General features: G+C 36.9%; 7 protein-coding genes. 4 read left to right on the top strand and 3 right to left on the bottom strand.

Features of this window, described 5'->3' with window-relative positions; translation table 11 throughout:
- The 4 genes from priA to AC22ZQ_RS11705 form a co-directional block, all read left to right on the top strand.
- Nucleotides 1–1,553, top strand: a 1,553-nt coding sequence (priA, locus tag AC22ZQ_RS11720; protein WP_318958958.1) for a replication restart helicase PriA, incomplete at its 5' end; no start/stop codon positions are given.
- 44 nt (nucleotides 1,554–1,597) lie between these two features.
- Nucleotides 1,598–2,566, top strand: coding sequence for a hypothetical protein (locus AC22ZQ_RS11715; RefSeq protein ID WP_318958957.1), 969 nt, complete (start codon nucleotides 1,598–1,600; stop codon nucleotides 2,564–2,566).
- A gap of 24 nt (nucleotides 2,567–2,590) precedes the next feature.
- Nucleotides 2,591–3,493, top strand: coding sequence for a 1,4-dihydroxy-2-naphthoate octaprenyltransferase (menA, locus tag AC22ZQ_RS11710; protein WP_318958956.1), 903 nt, complete (start codon nucleotides 2,591–2,593; stop codon nucleotides 3,491–3,493).
- Complete coding sequence (locus AC22ZQ_RS11705; protein WP_318958955.1) at nucleotides 3,487–4,503, top strand: o-succinylbenzoate synthase; 1,017 nt, start codon at nucleotides 3,487–3,489, stop codon at nucleotides 4,501–4,503. The genes menA and AC22ZQ_RS11705 overlap by 7 nt, the downstream gene beginning before the upstream one ends.
- Here AC22ZQ_RS11705 and AC22ZQ_RS11700 read toward each other — a convergent pair.
- The 3 genes from AC22ZQ_RS11700 to AC22ZQ_RS11690 all read right to left on the bottom strand — a co-directional run.
- Nucleotides 4,500–4,706, bottom strand: a complete 207-nt coding sequence (locus AC22ZQ_RS11700; RefSeq protein ID WP_318958954.1) for a membrane or secreted protein — start codon at nucleotides 4,704–4,706, stop codon at nucleotides 4,500–4,502. The two genes, AC22ZQ_RS11705 and AC22ZQ_RS11700, sit on opposite strands and share 4 nt — an antisense overlap.
- A gap of 38 nt (nucleotides 4,707–4,744) precedes the next feature.
- Nucleotides 4,745–5,491, bottom strand: a complete 747-nt coding sequence (locus tag AC22ZQ_RS11695; RefSeq protein ID WP_318958953.1) for a GIN domain-containing protein — start codon at nucleotides 5,489–5,491, stop codon at nucleotides 4,745–4,747.
- A partial coding sequence (locus AC22ZQ_RS11690; protein ID WP_318958952.1) for an acyloxyacyl hydrolase occupies nucleotides 5,481–6,444 on the bottom strand: 964 nt, incomplete at its 5' end. The genes AC22ZQ_RS11695 and AC22ZQ_RS11690, both read right to left, overlap by 11 nt.

Genomic DNA, 6,444 nt, shown 5'->3' with positions numbered 1-6,444 from the left:
TACTACACGGTGTAACAGGTTCTGGTAAAACAGAAATTTACGTAGAACTTATACAAGAGCAATTGGATGCAGGAAAACAAGTTCTATTCTTACTTCCAGAAATTGCTTTAACCACACAATTGATCAACAGACTTTCGGCTTACTTTGGTGATTTAGTAGGTGTTTATCACTCAAAATTCAACCAAAATGAACGCGTTGAAATATGGAATGCACTTTTAAATAACAACCCTACTAAATTTAGAATTATACTCGGTGCTAGAAGTAGTTTATTCCTTCCTTTTAGAGATTTAGGATTGATTATTATTGATGAAGAACACGAAAGTTCATTCAAACAATATGACCCTTCACCAAGATATAATGCTAGAGATAGCGCCATCGTTTTGGGTGCTCTGCACAAAACCAAGGTATTGTTAGGTTCTGCAACTCCTGCATTCGAAACCTATTTCAATGCACAGGAAGGGAAGTTTGGTTTAGTAGAATTAAATAAGCGATTTGGTGATGTTCAAATGCCTGAGATTCTTACTGCCAACCTAAAAAAAGAAAAGATCCAGAAAACCATGAATATGCACTTTAGCAGTTTCTTGGTTCAAAATATGGAAGAAGCCTTGCAAAATGGCGAACAAATAATTCTTTTCCAAAACAGAAGAGGATATAACCCTATTTGGAATTGCGAAATTTGTGGCTGGACTCCAAAGTGTAAAAACTGTGATGTTTCCCTGACTTACCACAAACATGGCAACGCCTTGAAATGTCATTACTGTAGCTATTATGCTGCGCCTATGGGATCTTGTCCAAAATGTAGCTCTAACCGATTGAAAATGGTTGGTTTTGGTACAGAAAAAATTGAAGATGATTTATCTGTACTCTTTCCAAAAGCTAAAGTTCAACGACTGGATTTAGACACAACGCGTCAAAAAAATAGTTACTCAGAAATCATTTCTGCTTTTGAAAATAGAGAGATTGATATACTCGTGGGAACGCAAATGGTTACCAAAGGTTTGGACTTCGACAACGTTTCTTTGGTGGGAATTTTAGATGCCGACCTCATGCTAAACAGAGCGGACTTTAGAGCTTTTGAAAGAAGTTATCATTTAATGTCACAGGTTGCAGGTAGAGCCGGGCGTAAGAGTAAACGCGGTAAAGTAATTATTCAAACCCATGATGTAGATCATTGGGTAATTCATCATGTGATAGATCATGATTATAAAGGATTTTATAAGAACGAGATTATGGAGCGTAAAAACTACCTCTATCCTCCCTTTTATAAGATCATCAACTTTACATTAAAGCATAGAAAAGAACAAGATTTAGAGGCCATGGCTGCAGATTTTGGACGTAGACTCTACAATGTCTTTGGTTCGCGTATTTTAGGTCCGGAAGCACCAGCCATTAAACGTATACAAAACAATTACATACAAGTGGTTAAACTGAAAATGGAACGTGAAGCTTCCCCGAAAAAAGTAAAAGCCAAGATTACAGAAATCATTGATAAATTCTACAGTGAGCCCATGCATAAATCGGTGCGTATAAACATTGATGTTGATCCAATGTAACTTTTAATAGCAGTGTCGTTAAGTAAGTAGTAAAACCTAAATTTATGAAACATCTCATTAGATTAATCTGCCTACTTCTCACCAGTACATTCTACGCACAAACTACAAAGGTAAAGACACATGTGGGTGACATTGCTGTGGTTTATCATACAAGCAACGATGAACTCAGCGGAGAATACATTGCAAAATACCCGAATAAAAACACTAAAGTAAAGGGTTACTACGAGGCGAACAAAAGACACGGTGCTTGGTACTTTTACGACGAGGATGAAGTTTTGATATTCATTCATGTATACGCCCAAGGTGTTATACTTGGAAGCTATTACAGTGAAGCTGAGTACCAGGAAGCCATGCAAGAAGAAATGATAGAAGCTCCTTTTCAAACTTACAATAATACTTCCCTAAATCCTGTCGAGAAACTACCAGCAATTGTTGAAGAAAATGTAATATGGACCGAAAGGTTGTGGAGAACGATAGACCTTAAAGACAACCCTGCCTTGCTTGGGAATAGCATATTACAAACCCTACTCGATTATGTAGCAATGGATTCCATAACTGCTTATTCCGCAAAAGACGATGAATTTACCAGTCCCCTTGAACACTTTGACCTGATTGAAGATTCACTTGAGTTGATAGGTTATAAAATTAAAGAAGATTGGTTTTATGATACTGTTCAACAACAACTCAACTTTAGAATAGTTGGGATTGCCCCTCTGATTAAAAACAGCAGTAACACCTATGAGCTTTGTTGGTTCTACTACAACGAAATTCGCCCTGTTTTAAATGAAATAAAGTATCATCAAAATGGCAGAGAAATGAGTTTTGACTACTTTTTTACGCATTACAATTACAAAGGTACTATTGACAAGTTTTCCAATAAGGAAGACAAAAGTATAGCTGAACTCGCAAACAACAAAAGGGAAAAACTAAAGCTCGAAGAGAGAATGGCCATTCAACGCTATACCGTTGAAGAACATTATATGATAGAGTCTTTTCTAAAAGCCAACAAATAAAAGGGAAAAAATTATCTTTGGCCTATGACAAAGATGCAAGCTTGGGTAAGTGCTGCGCGTTTGCGTACCTTACCCCTTTCTATATCCGGTATATTGTTCGGTAGTTTTTACGCTTATTATTTAGACAAATGGGATGGTTTGATCTTCGGATTAGCGATGGCAACAACGCTGTTACTGCAAATTCTTTCCAATTTTGCCAATGACCTTGGAGATACCTTGAAAGGGGCAGACAATGAAGAACGAGTTGGTCCTCAAAGATCGGTTCAAAGCGGTGCTATCAGCGTAAAAGAAATGAAAGGAGCTGTAATTCTATTCTCTGTTTTGTCTTTGGCAACTGCTATTCCATTGGTGATTTATGGAACCAAAGATTTACCGACCACCATACTCTACACCTACATAGCTTTAGCTCTTGCTTGTGTAATTGCGGCCATTACTTATACAATGGGTAAAAAAGCCTATGGATACAATGGACTAGGAGATGTATTTGTATTTATCTTTTTCGGTTTGGTAAGCACCCTAGGAATCTTTACTTTATTGGCCAAAACCTTTGATATATTGTTAATCTTGCCGGCAATTGGTATAGGATTATTAAGCACAGCTGTGCTCAACCTTAACAATTTACGCGATCATGAAAACGATGCTAAAGTAGGTAAAAACACCATCATCGTTAAAATGGGGTATGAAAAAGGAAAGCGCCATCATGCAAGGTTAATTCACATGGCTTTTTTCTGTTTCCTTACCTTCTTTGCTTTACAAGAAAATGCTTGGATGCTGATTGGATTGCTTCCTTTTGCCATTTTAATGAAGCATTTGAACTACGTGAAAAAAGAGCAAATTCCACAAAACTTAGACCCAGAATTAAAGAAAGTAGCCCTTTCTACCTTTTTAATTTGTTTACTTTCATCTATCCTTTTTGTACTATGCTAACAGCTCGATTCGAAAAGAAAACCTTTGATTTTAAACGTCCATCTGGTACCAGTAGAGGCGTATTAACCCAAAAACATGCGTGGTTCATTTATCTCAAAGAAGATAAATTTGAAGCAATAGGTGAATGCAGCATCATACCTGGGTTGTCGCCCGATTTTATCGATTTTGAGCAGTATGAAAACAAAGTACAGGAAGTAGTTGAAAACATTAATCATTTTGCAAATCACCTTGAAGAACTAGAAACTTATCCTTCTATTTTGTTTGGAGTAGAAATGGCTTTAGAAAATTTAAAGCAAAAACAAGCTCTCCTTTATTTCCCTTCAGAATTCACACAAGGTAAACTTGAAATTCCTATCAATGGTTTGATATGGATGGGAGAAAAACAATTCATGTACGATCAAATTCAAGAGAAAATAGAAGCGGGATTTGATTGTATTAAAATGAAGATTGGAGCCATAGATTTTGAAGCTGAATTAGATTTACTTTCCTTTATTCGTTCTAATTTCGGCAAGGATGAAATTGAATTGCGCGTAGATGCCAATGGTGCATTTTCTCCAGAAGATGCCTTAGAAAAACTACAAAGATTAGCAGCCTTCGAATTACATTCTATAGAGCAACCTATCAAAGCGGGACAAGTTATTGCCATGCGTGATTTGTGTAAAGAAACTCCTTTAGATATTGCTTTAGATGAAGAGTTGATTGGTGTGTATGGAGAAGATAGAAGACATCTATTGGAACAAATTCAACCGCAATACATTATCTTAAAACCAAGTTTACATGGAGGTATTGCCGGATCTAAAGCGTGGATAGCTCTCGCTGAAGAAATGAATATAAAATGGTGGATGACCAGCGCTCTAGAATCGAACGTTGGTTTATCTTGCATAGCACAGTTCACGGCCTTGTACAATACTAAAATGTATCAAGGATTGGGAACAGGTCAACTCTACACCAACAATGTGGAGAGTAAACTAGCCATTAAAGAAGGGAAAATATTTGAAAGACAGTACTAAGCTTTTGCTGTCTTCTCATCATTTAAACATTGTTCTTCTGGCTTAGCACCACACAAACCACATGCTGCTCCTTCTTCCTGTAAAACAGGGTTATTTGAAGCACAAGTTCCTGCGAATTCACCATCTTTCTTCGCCCAAATTTTAATTGCAATACCTGCAAATCCAAGCGCCAACATTCCTACTGTGATAAGTATTAAATCCATAACGAATATATAATTACTGCAAAGTTAATGAAAGCTTTTTAATTTCCTTCTATCAGACTCCCTTCACCTTCAATTGTCTTTTCTATTGCAATTGGAGTTCCATAGAGGTAAACATCACCCTTATATATAAGTTCAGCTTTCACCAGGTTTGTGTTTTCGGCATTAATATGTAGATCTCCTACTGTATTGCTAAATACCTCTATTTGATATTTCACCTTCAAATCTCGTGTATCTCCATAAGCATTAGATTTCACACTTAATCCCAAACTATTTAATTGCCCGCTCAAGTTAAAATCTACATTCCCATAGCTAGCATCTAAGAAAACACGATTAGCCTCTACATTTAAATCTATTCTTCCTGCTCCCGAATGAGCCAACAAAAATAAATTGGGATAAGTCAACACTCCTTCGTTGCTTAATTCTTCGGAAATATCTGTGTATATGTAGCGCAAGGAGGAAAGATGTATACGAACCTTCACAGCTTCTTTATAACTCCTAAGGAAAGCACATTTATTGGCATTGCTTATAGAAAGTACATCACCAAGACTGTCTAACTTCACAAGGTTTATTAAGTTTTCTCCTCCGATAATTTCAAGCTTTGGTTGGTTACTTTGTACCAATTCGAAGTTTAGTTTTTCATGTAAACGTAAACTATCAAAATCCGAAATTGTATACACCAAAGTATCCACAGCTCCACTTGATTTCCAGCACGATCTATCCTCCGCCTTTTTACACGAAAAAAGAAGTAGAAAAACTGCAAGTATGAACCAATAGCTATTTTTCATGGAGTGTGTAATTTATTCCGTACTCGATATAATCGGCTTTTCCGTAATTTGCCTTAATGGCCAATTGCGCTGCCCACCTGTCATTAAACTGGTAGCGCGCACCAACTTTTTGATACAACCATCCCGCTATATTCAAATCATTTTTGGCGTAACCACCCAGGCCTACAAATACATCTAAACAATCAAAACTTAACACATATGCCGAATAGATTCCTATTTGTAATATCTCATTTTGTTTTATTTCTCGTTCGGGAAACATTTTTGCTTGGGCTTGATTAGAAATAAATTCCACTCCTAAATCATAAGACCAATACTTGGATTTATACTTCGTTCTAATCACCGACAAACTAAAAACATTAGACGGTTTCTGAAGCAATGGGTATACATCCTTTTTAGAATATACACCTAACAATCGCCAACGAGTCATCTCCTTTTTCAACGCTAGAAATGAATTTTTCGTACTCCTTTCAATATCTCGAAAGTAACGTGTCACCCCCAATTGTACATAAGGCAAATTAACACCTAAGTTCGGCATTTTAGTAGCCCCATTCGAAAAATGCATCATGTGTATTCCCAATTGAACATTCGTTCTTCGAAAATCATAATTAAAATTGAGCCCTAGACGTATTGCAGCATTTAAATGAGTTCCCATCGCATTATTCTTTGGGTTATCGGCAACATCATAAATTTTCTCTACCCAACCCAATCCGATTCCGCCATATATTGATGGGTAGATTTTACCGGGCAACAAAGGAACATCAACATAATACAGCGCTGCTGCCCCCTTCCCTAAAACGTTTTGGTTACCTAGAGACGTTCCTATTAGCTCCAAGCCAAAGCGTGGATGATTCAATAATTTTTGCCAATACGCATCTCCATTTCCAATAAAACTCAACTTAGCATTGAACGCCGTTGTATGGGCTTGAGGTAGATGAGCCATGATAGATCTATGG

This window comes from Lishizhenia sp. (assembly GCF_057456495.1).
Note: the sequence above shows the minus strand (reverse complement) of the source record. Positions and strands in the feature narration are given on the sequence as shown.

Bases quoted from the DNA above. Each gene is read 5' to 3' on its own strand.
- AC22ZQ_RS11700 (WP_318958954.1), bottom strand. From the start codon at position 4,706: ATGGATTTAATACTTATCACAGTAGGAATGTTGGCGCTTGGATTTGCA.
- AC22ZQ_RS11695 (WP_318958953.1), bottom strand. From the start codon at position 5,491: ATGAAAAATAGCTATTGGTTCATACTTGCAGTTTTTCTACTTCTTTTT.
- AC22ZQ_RS11715 (WP_318958957.1), top strand. From the start codon at position 1,598: ATGAAACATCTCATTAGATTAATCTGCCTACTTCTCACCAGTACATTC.
- menA (WP_318958956.1), top strand. From the start codon at position 2,591: ATGACAAAGATGCAAGCTTGGGTAAGTGCTGCGCGTTTGCGTACCTTA.
- AC22ZQ_RS11705 (WP_318958955.1), top strand. From the start codon at position 3,487: ATGCTAACAGCTCGATTCGAAAAGAAAACCTTTGATTTTAAACGTCCA.